This is a genomic window from Reella acinonychis, from assembly GCF_052384575.1.
Classification (GTDB): Bacteria; Pseudomonadota; Gammaproteobacteria; order Enterobacterales; family Pasteurellaceae; genus JBQSUQ01.
The window spans coordinates 28,475-46,760 of record NZ_JBQSUQ010000016.1; the positions used below are offsets into that span (position 1 = coordinate 28,475).

Annotated in this window: 14 protein-coding genes; 9 read left to right on the forward strand and 5 right to left on the reverse strand. The window is 38.5% G+C overall.

The window, feature by feature from the left end:
• Positions 1 to 29 precede the first annotated feature (29 nt).
• Positions 30 to 1,562, forward strand: a complete 1,533-nt coding sequence (gene nusA / locus ACT2CV_RS08150) for a transcription termination factor NusA (RefSeq protein ID WP_464972336.1) — start codon at positions 30 to 32, stop codon at positions 1,560 to 1,562.
• A gap of 16 nt (positions 1,563 to 1,578) precedes the next feature.
• On the forward strand, positions 1,579 to 4,089 hold the full coding sequence (gene infB / locus ACT2CV_RS08155; RefSeq protein ID WP_464972337.1) for a translation initiation factor IF-2: 2,511 nt from the start codon (positions 1,579 to 1,581) through the stop codon (positions 4,087 to 4,089).
• Between the two features lie 108 nt (positions 4,090 to 4,197).
• On the opposite strand, the gene ACT2CV_RS08160 is transcribed toward infB, so the two are convergent.
• Complete coding sequence (locus tag ACT2CV_RS08160; protein WP_464972338.1) at positions 4,198 to 5,457, reverse strand: NRAMP family divalent metal transporter; 1,260 nt, start codon at positions 5,455 to 5,457, stop codon at positions 4,198 to 4,200.
• Positions 5,458 to 5,795: 338 nt separating this feature from the next.
• Between ACT2CV_RS08160 and rbfA the strand changes: the two genes are divergently transcribed.
• Genes rbfA through ACT2CV_RS08175 form a run of 3 tightly spaced genes read left to right on the forward strand, consistent with a single transcriptional unit; the run spans position 5,796 to position 7,983 of the window.
• The gene (gene rbfA, locus ACT2CV_RS08165; RefSeq protein ID WP_464972339.1) at positions 5,796 to 6,191 is read left to right on the forward strand and encodes a 30S ribosome-binding factor RbfA; all 396 of its coding nucleotides are present in this window, start codon (positions 5,796 to 5,798) and stop codon (positions 6,189 to 6,191) included.
• Positions 6,192 to 6,193: 2 nt separating this feature from the next.
• On the forward strand, positions 6,194 to 7,117 hold the full coding sequence (gene truB / locus ACT2CV_RS08170; protein ID WP_464972340.1) for a tRNA pseudouridine(55) synthase TruB: 924 nt from the start codon (positions 6,194 to 6,196) through the stop codon (positions 7,115 to 7,117).
• Between the two features lie 53 nt (positions 7,118 to 7,170).
• Entirely contained in the window at positions 7,171 to 7,983 is an 813-nt protein-coding gene (locus ACT2CV_RS08175) for a glycosyltransferase family 8 protein (RefSeq protein WP_464972341.1), read from the forward strand.
• Between the two features lie 40 nt (positions 7,984 to 8,023).
• Here ACT2CV_RS08175 and rnb read toward each other — a convergent pair whose 3' ends face one another.
• From rnb to ACT2CV_RS08190, 3 genes are all read right to left on the reverse strand, one after another.
• Positions 8,024 to 10,003, reverse strand: coding sequence for an exoribonuclease II (rnb, locus tag ACT2CV_RS08180; protein ID WP_464972342.1), 1,980 nt, complete (start codon positions 10,001 to 10,003; stop codon positions 8,024 to 8,026).
• A 68-nt stretch (positions 10,004 to 10,071) separates the two neighbouring features.
• The gene (locus tag ACT2CV_RS08185) at positions 10,072 to 10,860 is read right to left on the reverse strand and encodes an SDR family oxidoreductase (RefSeq protein ID WP_464972343.1); all 789 of its coding nucleotides are present in this window, start codon (positions 10,858 to 10,860) and stop codon (positions 10,072 to 10,074) included.
• A gap of 70 nt (positions 10,861 to 10,930) precedes the next feature.
• Positions 10,931 to 11,545 (reverse strand): histidine phosphatase family protein, encoded by a 615-nt coding sequence (locus ACT2CV_RS08190; protein WP_464972344.1) that lies wholly within the window; start codon positions 11,543 to 11,545, stop codon positions 10,931 to 10,933.
• Positions 11,546 to 11,735: 190 nt separating this feature from the next.
• On the opposite strand from ACT2CV_RS08190, the gene ACT2CV_RS08195 reads away from it, so the two are divergent.
• From ACT2CV_RS08195 to pgi, 4 genes are all read left to right on the forward strand, one after another.
• Positions 11,736 to 13,133 (forward strand): replicative DNA helicase, encoded by a 1,398-nt coding sequence (locus ACT2CV_RS08195; protein ID WP_464972345.1) that lies wholly within the window; start codon positions 11,736 to 11,738, stop codon positions 13,131 to 13,133.
• Positions 13,134 to 13,162: 29 nt separating this feature from the next.
• Entirely contained in the window at positions 13,163 to 14,008 is an 846-nt protein-coding gene (locus ACT2CV_RS08200; protein WP_464972346.1) for a PhzF family phenazine biosynthesis protein, read from the forward strand.
• A 20-nt stretch (positions 14,009 to 14,028) separates the two neighbouring features.
• Positions 14,029 to 15,105, forward strand: a complete 1,077-nt coding sequence (alr, locus tag ACT2CV_RS08205; protein WP_464972347.1) for an alanine racemase — start codon at positions 14,029 to 14,031, stop codon at positions 15,103 to 15,105.
• Positions 15,106 to 15,222: 117 nt separating this feature from the next.
• Positions 15,223 to 16,872: a glucose-6-phosphate isomerase gene (gene pgi / locus ACT2CV_RS08210; RefSeq protein ID WP_464972348.1), complete on the forward strand. Its 1,650-nt coding sequence runs from the start codon at positions 15,223 to 15,225 to the stop codon at positions 16,870 to 16,872.
• A 61-nt stretch (positions 16,873 to 16,933) separates the two neighbouring features.
• On the opposite strand, the gene ACT2CV_RS08215 is transcribed toward pgi, so the two are convergent.
• The gene (locus tag ACT2CV_RS08215) at positions 16,934 to 18,217 is read right to left on the reverse strand and encodes a citrate synthase (protein WP_464972349.1); all 1,284 of its coding nucleotides are present in this window, start codon (positions 18,215 to 18,217) and stop codon (positions 16,934 to 16,936) included.
• Positions 18,218 to 18,286 lie beyond the last annotated feature (69 nt).

An 18,286-nucleotide genomic window follows, 5' to 3' on the forward strand; every position in this document is an offset into this window, starting at 1 on the left:
ACATATTTTGATAAAGAATTGGAGAAAAAATGAGTAAAGAGATTTTATTAGCAGCAGAAGCTGTGTCCAATGAAAAAGCCTTACCAAGAGAAGTGATTTTTGAAGCATTGGAAAGCGCTATTGCCCTTTCAACTAAGAAAAAACACGCGCAAAAGCAAGAGCGTTTAGGTGTGGATAAACCTTCTGAAATTGATGTTCGAGTTGTTATCGATCCAAAAACAGGGGAGTTTGATACTTTCCGTCGTTGGTTAGTGGTTGAAGAAGTGGTTAATCCAACAAAAGAAATTACTTTAGAAGCGGCTCGTTTAGATAATGAGGAAATTCAATTAGGCGAATATATTGAAGATCAAATTGAATCTATTGCTTTTGACCGTATTGCAATGCAGACCGCTCGTCAAGTGATTAGCACCAAAATCCGCGATGCTGAACGTTCTAAAGTGGTTGAACAATTTATGGCGGAAGAAGGCAAAATTGTTATTGGTACAGTGAAAAAAGTGAATCGTGATTCAATTATACTTGAATTAATTGGTAACAAAGAAGATCCTGCCAAAGCAGAAGCTGTGATTACGCGTGAAGATATGATTCCTCGTGAAAACTTCCGTCCAGGTGACCGCGTGCGTGGTGTACTTTACAAAGTTAACCCTGAAAGTAAGAGTGCTCAATTGTTTGTGACTCGAGCTAAACCTGTGATGTTAGAAGAATTATTCCGTTTAGAAGTACCAGAAATTGGCGAAGAAATTATTGAAATCAAAGGTTCAGCTCGTGATCCTGGCTCTCGTGCGAAAATTGCAGTGAAAAGCAGTGATAAACGTATCGATCCTGTAGGTGCTTGTGTTGGTATGCGTGGTGCGCGTGTTCAAGCGATTACTAATGAATTAGGTGGTGAGCGTGTGGATATCGTACTTTGGGATGATAATCCGGCACAATTTGTGATTAATGCCATGGCGCCAGCGGATGTAAGTTCTATCGTTGTAGATGAAGACAATCATTCTATGGATATCGCGGTTGAAGCTAGTGCATTAGCGCAAGCAATTGGTCGTAATGGTCAAAACGTGCGTTTAGCGACACAATTAACCGGTTGGACATTAAATGTGATGACAACCGATGAGTTAGATCAAAAACACCAAGCAGAAGATAACAAAATTCTAAACCTTTTCATGAGTGCGCTTGAAATTGATGATGAGTTTGCTCAAATTTTAATTGATGAAGGCTTTACTACATTGGAAGAATTGGCTTATGTGCCAGTGAGCGAATTAGCGGCTATTGATGGTTTAGAAGACGAAGATTTAATTGAAGAATTACAAACTCGTGCGAAAAATGTGATTACAGCAACCGCACTTGCAGAAGAAAAAGCATTAGAAGCGGCACATATTGAAGATCGTTTATTAAATCTTGAAGGTATGGAACGCCATATTGCATTTAAACTTGCTGAGAAACAAATTACTACTCTAGAAGAATTAGCTGAACAGGGTGTAGATGACTTAGCAGATATTGAAGAGCTAAGCGCAGAAAAAGCAGCGGAATTAATTATGGCTGCACGTAATATCTGCTGGTTCAGCTAAGAATAAGGAGGATCAAATGAGTGATAATCAGAACGAAGCCCCAAAAAAATTGAGCTTAAAACGTCGTGAGAAAACCACTGTTAGCGCAACTACCAATGGCGGTAAAGCAAAAACAGTACAAGTAGAAGTCCGTAAATCACGTAAGATTGATACGGAAGCGGCAAAAAAAGCAGCAGAAGCGGCAAAATTAAAAGCGAAGCAAGAAGCGGAAGCAAAAGCAGCTGAAGAGAAAGCTCGTTTAGAAGCAGAAGCAAAAGCGAAACGTGAAGCTGAAGAGAAAGCAAAAAAACAAGCGGAACAAAAAGCTAAAGCGGACAAAGCGGAAGCTGAGAAAAAAGCGGCAAAAGCGGTTGATCCTGAAAAAGAAAAACGTCGTGCAGAAGAAGCGGAATTGCGTCGTAAAGCCGATGAGTTAGCGCGTCAAAAAGCAGAAGAACAAGCACGTAAAGCTGCTGAAGAAGCAAAACGTTATGCAGCAGAAGAACGCAATGAAAGTGCGGATCATTCTAGCGAAGATTTCTCAGATTATCGCTTTACTTCAAGCTATGCGCTTGAAGCGGAAGATGAAGAAGAACGCCGTAAAGAAAACCGCAATCGTGGTGGCAAAAATAAAGTTGCTAAAGCGAAAAAAGGTGGACGCGACGATGAAAATGGCAATAAAAATGAGCGCCAATCAGATCGTCGTAACCAAAAAGACATGAAAGGTAAAGGTAAGCAAAATAAGAAAGGCAGTGCCTTACAGCAAAGCTTTACCAAACCAGCGGCGCCAGTTTCTCGTGATGTTATTATCGGTGAAACCATTACTGTTGCAGAACTTGCGAATAAAATGGCAGTAAAAGCGACTGAAATCATCAAAACCATGATGAAAATGGGCGAAATGGTGACAATCAACCAAGTGATCGATCAAGAAACTGCACAGCTTGTTGCAGAAGAAATGGGACATAAAGTGATTCTTCGTAAAGAAAATGAATTGGAAGAATCTTTAATGGAAGATCGTGATGTGAATACGGAAAAAGTGACTCGTGCACCTGTAGTCACCATTATGGGTCACGTTGACCATGGTAAAACATCATTGCTTGACTATATTCGTAAAGCAAAAGTAGCTGCAGGCGAAGCGGGTGGTATTACGCAGCATATCGGCGCATATCATGTGGAAACGGATGACGGTAAGATGATTACCTTCTTAGATACTCCGGGACACGCTGCCTTTACTTCAATGCGTGCACGTGGTGCAAAAGCAACGGATATTGTGGTGCTTGTAGTGGCTGCGGATGATGGTGTGATGCCACAAACTATCGAGGCGATTCAGCACGCTCGAGCAGCTGGTGCACCTATTGTTGTTGCAGTGAACAAAATTGATAAACCAGAAGCTAACCCAGATCGTGTAGAGCAAGAATTACTACAACACGAAGTGATTTCAGAAAAATTTGGTGGTGATGTGCAATTCGTCCCTGTTTCTGCGAAGAAAGGGATGGGGATTGATGACTTATTAGAAGCCATTCTTTTACAATCAGAAGTGTTGGAATTAACCGCAGTTAAAGACGGCATGGCAAGTGGTGTGGTGATTGAATCTTACCTTGATAAAGGTCGTGGTCCAGTCGCAACAATCCTTGTTCAATCAGGTACATTAAACCGTGGCGATATCGTACTTTGTGGTTTTGAGTATGGTCGTGTGCGTGCAATGCGTGATGAAAATGGTAAAGATATCGCCGAAGCTGGTCCATCAATTCCTGTTGAGGTATTGGGTCTTTCTGGCGTTCCTTCAGCGGGTGATGAAGTAACAGTTGTGCGTGATGAGAAAAAAGCACGTGAAGTGGCTTTATACCGTCAAGGTAAATTCCGCGATGTGAAATTAGCGCGTCAGCAAAAAGCGAAATTAGAAAATATGTTTACTAATATGGCTGAAGGTGATGTGGCTGAATTGAATGTCATCGTGAAAGCGGACGTACAGGGTTCTGTGGAAGCAATCTGCCAATCATTAAACGAACTTTCTACTTCTGAAGTTAAAGTGAAAGTTGTAGGTTCTGGTGTAGGTGGAATTACCGAAACTGACGCGACATTAGCAGCAGCATCAAATGCAATCTTACTTGGCTTTAACGTTCGTGCAGATGCGACAGCGCGTCGAGTGATTGAAAACGAAAATATTGATTTACGTTATTACTCAATCATTTATGAATTGTTGAACGAAATTAAAGCGGCGATGAGCGGTATGCTACAACCTGAATTCAAACAAGAAATCATTGGTTTAGCTGAAGTGCGTGATGTCTTCCGTCATCCGAAATTCGGTGCAATTGCAGGTTGTATGGTAACTGAAGGTGTGGTTAAACGTAACAACCCAATCCGCGTATTACGTGATAACGTGGTGATCTTTGAGGGCGAATTAGAATCTCTCCGCCGTTTCAAAGATGACGTATCAGAAGTCCGTAATGGTATGGAATGTGGTATTGGCGTGAAGAACTACAATGATGTGAAAGTCGGCGACCAAATCGAAGTCTTTGAAGTGGTTGAAGTAAAACGTTCAATCTAATATAAAAGAGAAAAGGCGTATTGAATACGCCTTTTTTATGTTTAAAAACTGCGGTGAATTTTTATTAAGTTTTATATTCAAAACTTGGTGGAAATTGACCGCACTTTTTTAGCTTAACCAACCCATTTGATGTGCAATAAAGAGTAAAGTGAAAGCGGTTAAGTAAACTAAGCCAATAATGGATAGCCAGAATAGTCCACCAGTCACTTTGTGTTCCCCTTTTAATACTAAAGATAGATTTAGCCAAGCAAAGACAGGGGTTGAAACGAATGAACAAATCATAGCAAAGCGTAGCATAGTGGCAACATCGCTCATAAACATTGTAATAATGATGATACCAATTGCAGATGCAAGTGTAATCCAAATATTTAATGCGGCTTGCGAGCGTTCAGTTTTCTTCATTAATAAGCGGAAAGATTCCGCATTTGCACGAGAATATCCGTCGATAACGGTAATGGTTGTGCCAAGCATACACATGAAAGCGATAAAGGCAATTAACATACCAGACCAATCGCCAATGGCAAAGGCATACATTTTAATTAATTGAGCAATGTATTTCACGCCAGCTTGTTCCACTTGTTCACCAGTACCATATTGCACTAATGCACCTAATGCTAAGAAAACAAGGGCTAAAAGTGCGGTGCCAATATAACCCACATTGAAGTCGAATAAACCGTCTTGATAAGAAATTTTAGTAAAACGTTTTTTCGCAACCACCCACATGGAGTTAATGGCTGAAATTTCAATTGGGGCAGGCATCCAACCCATTAAGGCTACGATAAAGGCTAAGGAAGCTAAATTCCAAGGCGATGGTTCAATAAAATCAGGCGCCACAACTTTTGTTTTAAATGCTGCGATAATCACCGCTGCAACAGTGGAAAGGGTTAATGCAATCATAATTGCTTTTGAGGCTTTATCCAATAAACGATATTTACCAAGCAACAAGAATCCCCAAGTAGAAGCAATAACAATAACGCTTAATTGTGGAATAGTTAACCCTAAAGATTTTGGTAGCATAAAGCTTAAAATCGCCGCAGCAACAATTCCCACGCCCGCCGTATTTATCATGGTTGCAAAGACATTTAGGATAAAGAATACCCATAAATAGATTTGCCCTTTTTCTTGATATCCTTCTAATAATGTTTTGTTTGCTGATAACGTATATTGCGAGCCAAAACGGAAAAATGGATATTTAAATAAGTTGGCTAATACGATAATAATCACTAATTGCCAGCCATAAATTGCACCTGACTGTGTTGATGCAATGATATGCGATCCACCTACTGCAGCAGATGCCATAAGGATCCCCGGTCCCATGGCAGATAGTTTACTTCTCCAGCTGGATTTCATTTCTACTTGTTGCGTCATAATGGTTCCTATTTTCTTTGTTAGATTAATGATGTCTGATTTTAATCATAAAACAGGAATAAAAACAATAGGGTTAAATGAAATAATATCCTGTATGTGTTGTGTTATTTTATGTTTTTGGCTCTGTGGTTTTTATAAATGGTTGTGAAATGTTTGATTTGTAGTTTTTAAATCTTTTTTATTGATATTTTTCATGTTAAAAATAGGGCAGGATTGGAATAACGCAGAAAGAAGAAAATTTGTGGTGTAGAAAGTAAAAAAATGAGCACTTTAGCAAAAAAATGAAATGTTTGTTATAATTCGCCAACTTTAAATAAGGAATAAATTAGGAATTGAGAATGGCAAGAGAATTTAGTCGTGCAGATCGTGTTGCACAAGAATTACAAAAAGAAGTGGCTGTGATTTTACAGCGAGAAGTGAAAGATCCGCGTATTGGTATGGTTACTGTATCCGATGTGGAAGTGTCTAAAGATTTAGCCTATGCCAAAATTTTTGTCACTTTTTTATTTGATAATGATGAAGCGGCTATTGAGCAAGGAATGAAAGGCTTAGAAAAAGCCAGTCCTTATATTCGTACCCTAGTAGGCAAAGCCATGCGTTTACGTATTGTGCCAGAGCTACGTTTTATGTACGACAAATCCCTTGTGGAAGGTATGCGTATGTCCAACTTAGTGACACAAACTATCCGTAATGACGAAGCGCGCCATGTTGCTGATGAGAGCGAAAAGGAATAGTTGTGGGTAGAAGACCGCGTAAAAAAGGGCGTGATATTGACGGCATTTTTCTGTTAGATAAACCGCAAGGCATAAGTTCTAACGATATTATGCAGAAAGTGAAACGCTTATTTAATGCCAACAAAGCAGGTCATACCGGTGCCTTAGATCCGCTGGCTACGGGTATGTTGCCGATCTGTTTGGGAGAAGCGACAAAGTTCTCACAGTTTTTGTTAGATTCGGATAAACGTTATTTGGTCACCGCTAAATTAGGCGAGAGAACAGACACTTCCGATGCAGACGGACAAGTGGTTCAAGTACGTGAATTAAATGTAGAAACTTCTCAAATTTTGACCGCACTTGATGATTTTCGAGGCGACATTTTGCAAGTACCGACCATGTTTTCGGCATTAAAACATAATGGCAAACCGCTATATCAATATGCCCGCCAAGGTATCGTCGTTGAGCGAGAGGCGCGTCCAATTACCATTTTTGAGTTAAAGTTTATTGAGTATCAAGCACCTTATTTAACCTTAGAAGTGCATTGCTCCAAAGGCACTTATATTCGTACTTTAGTGGATGATTTAGGTGAAAAACTTGGTTGTGGTGCACATGTTACCATGCTGCGTCGTGTTGCTGTTGCACAGTATCCACGTGATAAAATGATGAGTTTTGAAGAACTACAACATTTAGCGGAAAATGCTTCTCTGGATGAACTTGATAAACAGTTATTGCCAATGGATACCGCAGTGGCAAATTTACCTGAATTGTGTTTAGACCAGCAACAAACCAAAGCCGTTGGTTTCGGGCAACGAGTTAAATTTGAAAACCCACAACAACTGTTTGGACCTGTTCGTTTATTCTCTCCAGAGAATGTGTTTTTAGGGGTAGCAGAAGTAGATCAACACAATATAATTCGACCTAGTAGAATGGTGAATTATTTATAAAATAAAACTAATATGAGCCAATATGTATAATTCAATAAAAAAGTGATTGAAAAATGGAAAGAATAAATATTTTTCTTGCGGCTGATTTTAATTATTCTAATCAAGTAGAAACATTGATTAAATCTATTTGTTGCAATGATAAGCATGTCGATTTTTATCTGCTTAATAAGGATTATCCCAAAGAATGGATAAAAATTTTAAGTAAAAAATTAGATTACTTTGATAGCCGTATTTTAGATGTGAAAGTTAAGCAATCTCTTTTTTCTGATCTTAAATTTAAGCACTTACCTCATATTTCAGAAGCTGGACTTTATCGTTATTTAATTCCTGAACTACCGATGGATAGATCTTTATATCTTGATTCTGATCTCGTTGTGACAGGTTCTTTGAAGGATATGTATTTCTCAGATTTTTCAGGATATTTGTTAATGGCAGCTTGTGATTCAGGATTAAATTCCCGTACTCATTGTGGTTATATTGGTCATCCTGATATTAAACCTTATTTTAATTCAGGGGTTATGTTAATTAATAATCAGCAATGGCGTGAAGAAAATATTGAACATGAGTTATTTACATTAACTGAATATTTAACAAACAATCATCCAGAAGTTATTTATTTAGATCAGGATGTATTGAATATTGTATTAAAAGGTAGATGGAAAATATTAGATGAGAGCTATAACTTCCAAGCTCTTCCTTCAACTCATTGTATTGAATATTTAAAACAAAATGATACGCCAAATATTATTCATTATGTTGGTCCACATAAACCTTGGAAATTGACTAATATTGATATTCCATTGCGAGAAAAGTATTGGCATTATTATGATTTAGAATGGGAAGAAATTAGAACATATTGGAAATAAAAAGTGCGGTATTTTTAACCGCACTTTTTCTATTTAATTACTATTCAACCAGATTACCGATTAGACTTCGGGTTTCTTCTTTTACCTCAATAAGTTGCACTTTTATAAGATCGCCAATTTTATATTTTGCTTCACCTTGAATATAGAGTGCAATTTGTTCTGCATTTACTTCCATTTCTTCCTTATTTGGATGAATAGTTGAAGCTGGCACAAAAATACTTGCTCCATTTTCCAATAATTGCACACGCAGACCGCCGCGAGTAACATCCTGCACTTCAGCAGCAAAAATTGGTTTGTTTTCAACTTTTTCAGCTAAATAACGGCAATATAGCCAATCGGCAATATCACGTTCAACTAAGCGATTTTGACGACGCGCCTCTTGTAAGCGAGCGAGAATCTCTTCACTTGGCTTTTCATACTGCTTATGCGTTAATGTTGCTTTAATTAAGCGATGATTGACCATGTCTGAATATTTGCGGATCGGTGAAGTCCAAGTAGCGTAGCCTGTTAGACCTAGTCCAAAGTGCGGTGCTAATTCCGATTTAAATTCAGCAAAAGTTAAGAAACGACGTAAGCGGAATTCATAATAATCGCTGGCAAATGGCTCAATGTCATGGCGCATTTGGCAATAGCCTTCTAAGGTCGCCAAGTTTTCTACGGAATAACGTTGTTCTAATTCTGCACGATTGTCATCATTGGCTAAATTATTCATTAAGAAATTATGCACTTGCGTTAAGCATTTGCTATCAAATCCTTTATGCGTATTGAAAATGCCTGTTTGTGTTTGCTCATGTAAATAATGGGCACAACAAATATTGGCAATAATCATGGATTCTTCCACGATTTGATTAGCAATTCGGCGATATTCGGCTTTGATTTCTTGCACATGACCGTTTTCTGCTAAAACAAAGGAATAATCTGGTTTTTCTTTAAATAACAGTGAATGGGTTTTACGCCATTGAATACGTGCTAATGCAAATTGGTGTAATTGTTCAACTTGCTCACGAATGCTTTCTGTTTCGGGGTGCCATGCATTTTCCACTTGTTCTAAATAGTCGGATACCTTGTTATAGGCAAGTTTTGCACGAGATTGTACATGCGCGGATACAAAATAAGGCGAATTAATAATATTCCCAGCCAAATCGGTTTCAATGTAGCAAACTAGTGCTGGACGAACTTCATTCGGCATTAATGAACAAAGATCATCAGACAATTCACGTGGCAACATAGGAATATTGAAGCCTGGTAAATAGTTAGTAAAACAACGCTGACGTGCGTCTTTTTCTATTTGTGAGTCAATAGGAATATAAGCGGTAGGATCGGCAATGGCGACCACTAAACGCCAACCCGTTTGCTGTCCAGCTTGTTCAATTTTTTCAATATAAAGGGCATCATCCATATCCTGCGTACTTTCGCTGTCTATGGTTACAAAATGAAGTGCGGTCAAATCTTCACGAGTTTGTGTATCCTGCATTTCATATTGATCTTGACCTTGTACTGGATAACGTGATTGTTCATGACGAGCGAGTGTGACCCACCAAGGCGCAAATTCATCGCTTTCTGTACAAATAAACTCATTGATTTGTGCAAAGAGAAAGCGATCGTCGCGTAAAGGGTGCGTTTTTAAACTGGCTACAACCCAATCACCCGCTTGTAATTGCTGTTTTACCGCTTTGTTCAGTGTTGCACCAATGGGTTGATTAATATTTGGGTGATCAACCAATACTTGCAATTTATTGTCTTTATTAAACCGCACTTTCGCAATAAAGCGAGTGAGCATTGGTTCAATTAATTCTTCTGGAACAGCCTGTTTTTTGCCGTCGTTTTCTTCAATAATTGCTTTTACTTTATCGCCATGAACGACTTTTTTCATTTCTGCTGGCGAAATGAAAAAGGTTTCTTTATCGGTTTCTAAGAAACCATAGGCTTTGTCAGTGCTTTTAACCACACCTTCAACCTGTTGTTTACTGTCTCGAATTTGTTGTTTAAGTTGAGAAAGTAGAGGATTATTTTGGAACATATAATTTGAAATTGTCTATGAAAAGTAAAGGACAGGCTTAGCCTGTCCCTATTTAATAAAAAGAAAAATTATTCTTCGCCGAGTTCGCCCATTGCTGTAATGCTAAAGCCTGCATCCACATGCAATACTTCGCCTGTTACGCCTGATGCAAGGTCTGAGCATAAGAATGCTGCTGAATTACCTACATCATCAATCGTAACGGTGCGACGTAATGCGGCAGTTTTCTCAAATGCAGAAAGCATTTTCTTAAAGTTTTTAATACCAGAAGCTGCCAGTGTGCGAATTGGACCTGCAGAAATGGCATTTACACGAATACCTTCTTTACCTAAATCCGCTGCCATAACACGAGTTGCTGCTTCTAAAGACGCTTTTGCTAAACACATAACGTTATAGTTAGGAATTGCACGCTCAGCACCTAAATAGCTTAATGTTAATAACGCGGCATTTGGATTTAAATATGGACGAGCAGCTTGTGCCATTGCTACGAAACTGTATGCACTAATATCATGTGCAATACGATATCCTTCACGCGTTGCTGCGTTCACATAATCACCATCTAATTGATCGCCCGGTGCAAAGGCAATTGCATGTACGAAACCATCAAATTTATCCCAATGTTTGCTTAATTCTGCGAAACAATTTTGGATACTTTCATCTGTTGCCACATCTAATGGAAGAACAATATTAGAACCAAATTCTTTGGCAAATTCTTCTACGCGTGGTTGTAATTTATCATTTAAATAAGTGAATGCTAATTCTGCACCTTCACGTTTCATTGCTGCAGCAATACCGTATGCAATTGAGCGGTTGCTAGCTAAGCCAGTAACTAAAATTCGTTTACCCGTTAAGAATCCCATAATAAAATCCTATTTGTTGATTAAATCATTGTTAAAAAATTGCGCTTAGTATAAAGGAATTTTGCACCAATTACAAAGCGGAGCAGTGAATTATGCCATTTTGTTGCTCGTCTAATTTGAGTTCCCAAATCATCGTATTTGTCATAGGCAAATGCAACTGAAATTGGCGAAATGCGCGCATATCTTCAGCAGTCTTCGTATTGAAACCTAATAATTTCCACACTAATAATGCAATCCAAATACCATGGGTAAAACAACAAGTTTGATCGGGAAAATTCTTGGTTTGTTGCAAAAATAAATCAACACGCTGACTAAATTCAGCAAAACTATCTGTTTTTTCACCGCACTTATAATAGGGATCGGATTTCTCCCAATATGCCAAACTGATTGGCTTGCGTTGTTCTGCATTTAAGCCATCAATCTCTTCAAAAGCTAAATAAGAAAATTCATTCAGAATAGGTAAAACTTGGCTTGTCAGTTGTTGCTGTTGTAAATAATATTGTGCGGTCTGCTGAGTGCGTAGAAATGCCGACGTAAACACCAAATTGGCAGGAGGTAAACGTTGTGCTAATTGCACTGCTTGTTGCTGACCTCGCTCACTTAATGGAATATCACAATCCTGCATACTTTTCCCGCCCGCATTGGCTAGACTTTCCGCATGGCGAATCAAATAAATTGTTTTCATTGTATTCCTCTAATGTAAATAAAAAGGATTATAACGAAATTTAATAGGAATAATCATTTTAAATACAATCTATTTCCATCATCTGTAAAACTGTCGGATTTTTCACCGCGCTTTTTCATTATAATTCGCTTAAATCGAAGGGCGATTTGGTATATGATAATCAGAATTTTAATTGCATTAAGGTATAAACATGGCAAAGCAACCATCTCATAAAGATAAACAGTTTGAACAACTCAATATGGCTCCTCATTCTTTAGAAGCGGAGCAAGCGTTATTGGGTGCTGTCATGTTAAATAATTCTTATTGGGAAGATGTGATTGAACGTGTTGTTGCCGCTGATTTTTATGCGATAGCGCATCGTTTGATCTTCCAAGAAATGGATTTGTTGATGCAACAAAATTCGCCAATTGATATTTTGACTTTAGAGCAAGCTTTAAAAAGCAAAGCAATTTTAGATGATGTTGGTGGTTTTGCTTATTTAGCTGAATTATCCAAAAATACGCCAAGTGCAGCGAACGTGAATGCTTATGCTGAGATTGTGCGTGAAAAAGCCATTTTGCGTGAATTGATCGAAGTGGGAAATCATATTGCGGAATTAGGCTATCAACCGAAAGGGCAAGATATTAAACAGCTTTTAGATCAAGCAGAACAGAAAGTGTTTAAAATCGCTGAAAGTCGTACCTCTAAAAATGACGGACCTGAAAAAATTACCTCAATTTTGAGTAGAACAATAGATAAAATCGAATTGTTAAGTCAAGCAGAGAATAAATCGGTAACAGGATTGAGTACAGGATTTACCGATTTGGATGCGAAAACATCAGGATTGCAACCTGCGGATTTAATTATTGTTGCTGCGCGCCCTTCTATGGGAAAAACCACCTTCGCCATGAATTTGTGTGAAAATGCCGCTATGTTAGCGGAGAAACCAGTGTTGATCTTCAGTTTAGAAATGCCAGCAGAGCAAATTATGATGCGTACATTGGCTTCTTTGACTCGTATTGAATTGAACAAAATTCGTGAAGCAAGGGGCTTGGGCGACAATGACTGGGCTAAAATTGGTAGTGTCATGGGCATGATGCGTGATAAGCCGAATATGTATATTGATGATTCGTCGGGATTAACACCAACAGAATTGCGTTCAAGAGCTCGCCGTATTCATCGTGAGCATAAAGGTCTAAGCTTAATTATGGTGGATTACTTGCAGTTAATGCGAGCGCCTGGATTTGAAAACCGTAACTTAGAAATTGCCGAAATATCTCGTTCATTGAAAGCTCTAGCGAAAGAATTGTCAGTGCCAGTGATTGCGCTTTCTCAGTTAAACCGATCCTTAGAGAATCGTCCGAATAAACGACCAGTGAACTCCGATTTGCGTGAGTCGGGATCCATTGAGCAAGATGCGGATCTGATTATGTTTATTTATCGAGATGAGGTGTATAACGAAACCACAGATGAGAATCGCAACCGAGCGGAAATCATTATTGGTAAACATCGTAATGGTCCGATTGGACGTGTGCCATTGATTTTCCAAGGGCAATTTGCTCGTTTTGATAACGCAGCGAAAGATTATCAACTATCTGACGAGTATTAATTTTCAGCATAATAAAAAGAGCAATTGATATGCGAAAGTATTTGTTCAAATTAGTGAATGTATTTGCTGAAAGTCATTTTACAGGCAATCCATTGGCTGTTTTTCCACAAGCTGATGGATTAACAGATCAGGAAATGCAGCAAATTGCAAAACAATTTAACCTCAGCGAAACTGTTTTTGCTTTTTCTGCGCAAAGTGCGGTGGCAAATTTAAGAATTTTTACTCCTGAATATGAATTGCCATTGGCAGGTCATCCAACATTAGGTTGTGCTTATGTATTGCAAAAACTGCATGATTTATCACCGCACTTTATCCTAAACACGCAAGTGAAACCTGTACAGATACAAATCGAAAATGACCGAGTTGAGATGATGCTCTCAGACTATGAAATTCGTCCTAGCCAAGCCAATCAACAACAATTAGCTAAAGCGGTAGGTTTAACTCAAGAAATGATTATGCCGACGGCTTATTGGGTCAATTCAGGATCACCACAATTGTTATTACAACTTAATCATCGCACATCGATAGATGACATTAACATTGATTCCGATAAATTAGCCGAGATTTGCCAGCAAGAGAATGAACATATTGGCATTTATCTTTGGTATGAAGATAAAAAGTGCGGTCAAATTTTTAGCCGTTTTTTCTATGCTGAAAAAGGCGTGATTTTGGAAGATAGTGGCACTGGATCAGCAGCGGCAAATTTGGGTGCCTATTTCCTTTCTCAACAACAATTCCCCGCAAATTACATCATTCATCAAGGCGATAAAATGGGGCGTCCTAATCGGATTTCATTGCGACTAGATGAACAGCAACACATTTATATTGGTGGAAGAATAATTGAAATCGGCGAAGGTTATTTGAACCTGCCGTAAATAACGATGAGTAAAATAAAATGAAACCAGCAACAGTAAAAATTAGTTCAGCAGCTTTAAAACATAATATTCAAAAAATTAAACAACGTGCGCCTAAAAGTAAAGTGATTGCAGTTGTCAAAGCCAACGCTTATGGACATGGTGTTGAATTTGTCGCGAATACCGTCGAGTCCATGGTGGATTGTTTTGGCGTGGCGCGTTTGGAAGAAGCATTGAGTTTGCGTTCACATGGCATTATTAAACCTATTTTGTTATTAGAAGGCTTTTTTTCTGTGACAGATTTGCCTGTGATTGCGGTCAATAATATTCAAACCGTTGTTCATAACCATGAGCAGTTGGAAGCGCTCAAACAAGCGGACTTGCCTTATCCGATACGTGTTTGGTTAAAAATTGATACAGGTATGCACCGCCTTGGCGTGAACTTGGACGAAGTGGATTATTTTTATCAAGAATTGATGAAATGTCCGAATGTTCAAAATGAAATTGGCTTTGTTAGCCATTTCAGTCGTGCGGATGAAATTTTATCCGATTACACTGTAATTCAATTAGAACGTTTCTTACAGGTTACTGAAGGAAAAGTCGGGGAGAGAACTATTGCAGCTTCCGGTGGGATTTTGTTCTGGCCTGATTCGCATTTAGATTGGGTTCGTTCTGGCATTATCATGTATGGCGTATCGCCAACAGACACACCAAGTGAAATTTACGGTTTTAAACCAGTGATGACATTAACTTCATCGCTTATTGCGGTACGAACACATAAAGCAGGGGAACCTGTGGGCTATGGCGGCACTTGGGTTAGCGATAAGGACACAAAAATTGGTGTGGTAGCAATCGGTTATGGTGATGGTTATCCAAGAGGGATTCCAACAGGCACGCCTGTTTTTGTGAATGGGCGTAGAGTACCAATTGTTGGACGGGTTTCAATGGATATGGTAACGGTTGACCTCGGCTTAGATTGTAAAGATAAAGTGGGTGATGAAGTGATCCTATGGGGTAAAGAATTGCCGTTAGAAGAAATAGCGCAAATTACGGGAATGTCGAGCTATGAGCTGATGACAAAACTCACGCCGCGTGTTTTGACAGAATATGTGGATTAATGAACTAGATCAAATTAGTGAGAGATTTTAAAAAATATTTCACTTTTTCACCGCACTTTTTGGTATGATTTGATTAATTTATAGGCTAGTTGTACTCATTTAAAGAAGGAAAACATTATGCAAAATATTAACCCATCTCAAACTTCCGCTTGGAAAGCATTGGAGCAACATTGTGAGCAGTTTGGTAAAACGACCATTCAAGCTTTATTTGAGCAAGAGCCAAATCGTTTTAGCCAATATTCATTAACCTTCAATAATGAAATTTTGGTGGATTATTCAAAAAATAATATTAACCAACAAACCTTAACTTTATTGCGTCAATTAGCTCAAGAATGTGCATTGGATCAAGCAATTGAAGCAATGTTTACCGGTGAAAAAATTAACCGTACAGAAAACCGCGCTGTATTACATACCGCATTACGTAACCGTAGCAACAAACCTGTTTTTGTTGATGGCAAAGACGTCATGCCTGATGTGAATGAAGTGTTAGCGAAAATGAAATCTTTTACCAACCGCGTGATTTCGGGAGAGTGGAGAGGTTATACAGGCAAAGCGATTACTGATGTGATTAATATTGGTATTGGTGGTTCTGATTTAGGACCTTACATGGTAACAGAAGCGCTACGCCCATATAAAAATCATTTAACCATGCATTTTGTGTCTAACGTAGATGGCACGCATATTGCTGAAGTGCTCAAAAAAGTGGATCCAGAAACAACACTTGTTTTAGTTGCTTCAAAAACCTTTACTACGCAAGAAACCATGACTAATGCACAATCAGCGCGTGATTGGTTCTTAGCAACTGCAAAAGATGAAAAACACGTTGCCAAACATTTTGCCGCGCTTTCAACCAATGCAGCAGAAGTATCTAAATTTGGTATTGATACAGACAATATGTTTGGTTTCTGGGATTGGGTTGGTGGTCGTTACTCTTTATGGTCTGCCATTGGTTTATCTATTGCACTTTCAATTGGTTTTGAAAACTTTGAATTATTGCTTGAAGGTGCGCATGAAATGGATAAGCATTTCCGCTCAACACCATTTGAAAAAAACATTCCGGTGACATTAGCATTACTTGGTATTTGGAACTGCAATTTCTTAGGTGCTGAAACAGAAGCATTGTTACCTTATGACCAATATTTACATCGTTTTGCGGCATATTTCCAACAAGGTAATATGGAATCAAATGGTAAATATGTGGATCGTAATGGTAATGTCATTGATAACTATCAAACCGGTCCAATTATTTGGGGTGAGCCGGGCACTAATGGTCAACACGCGTTCTATCAATTAATTCACCAAGGTACAACTTTAATTCCTTGTGATTTTATTGCGCCAGCGCAAACACATAATCCATTATCAAATCATCATGAAAAATTGTTATCTAACTTCTTTGCACAAACAGAAGCATTAGCTTTTGGTAAAACCAAAGAAGAAGTTGAAGCGGAATTTGTGAAAGCAGGCAAATCATTAGATGAAGTGAAAGATGTAGTGCCATTTAAGATCTTTACCGGAAATAAACCAACTAATTCCATTTTATTGCAAAAAATTACCCCATTTAGTTTAGGTGCATTGATTGCAATTTATGAACATAAGATCTTCGTTCAGGGTATTTTATTCAACATTTACAGCTTTGACCAATGGGGTGTTGAATTAGGTAAACAATTAGCAAACCGAATCCTTCCTGAATTATCTGGAGATGAAGAAGTTTCAAGCCATGACAGCTCAACTAACGGTTTAATTAACCAATTTAAAGCTTGGCGCTAAAAACTTATGAAAAATAAACCGCACTTTTGGGTGCGGTTTATTTTTTCTCATGTTGCTCCAATTATTTTTCAAGCTTTGTGAATGGTCGTTGTTCTTCCCCGATATAAATTTGACGAGGGCGAACAATTTTTAAGTTGCCAAATTTATACATTTCTTTCCAGTGGGCGATCCAGCCTACTGTTCTCGCTAAGGCAAAAATAACGGTAAACATTGAGACTGGAATACCAATGGCTTTCAGAATAATGCCAGAGTAGAAGTCCACGTTTGGATAAAGATTACGATCGATAAAATATTGATCGGTCAGTGCAATACGTTCAAGTTCCATTGCTACTTCAAGTAATGGAGTAGTAACACCTAACTCTTTTAACACTTCGTGACAGGTTTCACGCATGACTTTTGCACGAGGATCGTAGTTTTTATATACGCGGTGACCAAATCCCATTAATCTGAACGGATCGTTCTTATCTTTTGCTCGTGCAATAAATTCAGGAATACGATCGACAGTACCTATTTCTTCTAACATACGAATACAAGCTTCATTGGCACCACCATGAGCAGGTCCCCATAAGGAAGCAATACCTGCAGCAATACAAGCAAATGGATTTGCACCTGAAGAGGCTGCAGTACGCACCGTTGAGGTTGATGCATTTTGCTCATGATCTGCGTGTAAGATAAAAATGCGGTTAATGGCTTTTTCTAATACAGGATTGACTTCATAAGGTTCACAAGGGGTAGCGAACATCATATAAAGGAAGTTCCCCGCATAAGATAAACGATTTTGTGGGAACATAAATGGATGACCGATCGAATATTTGTAACACATTGCCGCTAAGGTTGGCATTTTCGCTAATAGACGAATAGCTGTTAAATCACGATGCTCTTCATGGTTAATATCTAACGCATCATGATAGAATGCCGCAAGCGCACCACTTACCCCACACATTACGGCCATTGGGTGTGAATCTCGACGGAAACCATGGAAGAAACGAGAAATTTGTTCATGCACCAAGGTGTGATTGCGTACTTTCGCATTAAATTCTTCGCGTTCTTCTGCGGTTGGACGATTACCGTACAGTAACAAATAAGCCACTTCTAAATAGTCGCCATTCATTGCAAGATCATGAATGGGATAACCACGGTGTAATAAAATACCTTTTTCACCGTCAATATAGGTAATTTCAGATTGGCACATGGCGGTAGAAACCAAACCAGGATCATAAGTGAATAGTTGATTTCTACTGAGAGCTTGAACATCAATGGCTTCATAGCCTAATGTGCCCTTATGTACTTCCAAATCAAATTCACGACCATCGCTCAGACTAAGTTTAGCTGTTAAATCAGACATAAGCTTTCCTTCTTTATTATGTTGTGTTTAAGTTTATTATTTTTATACGCCAAAATTGGACCTTTATAA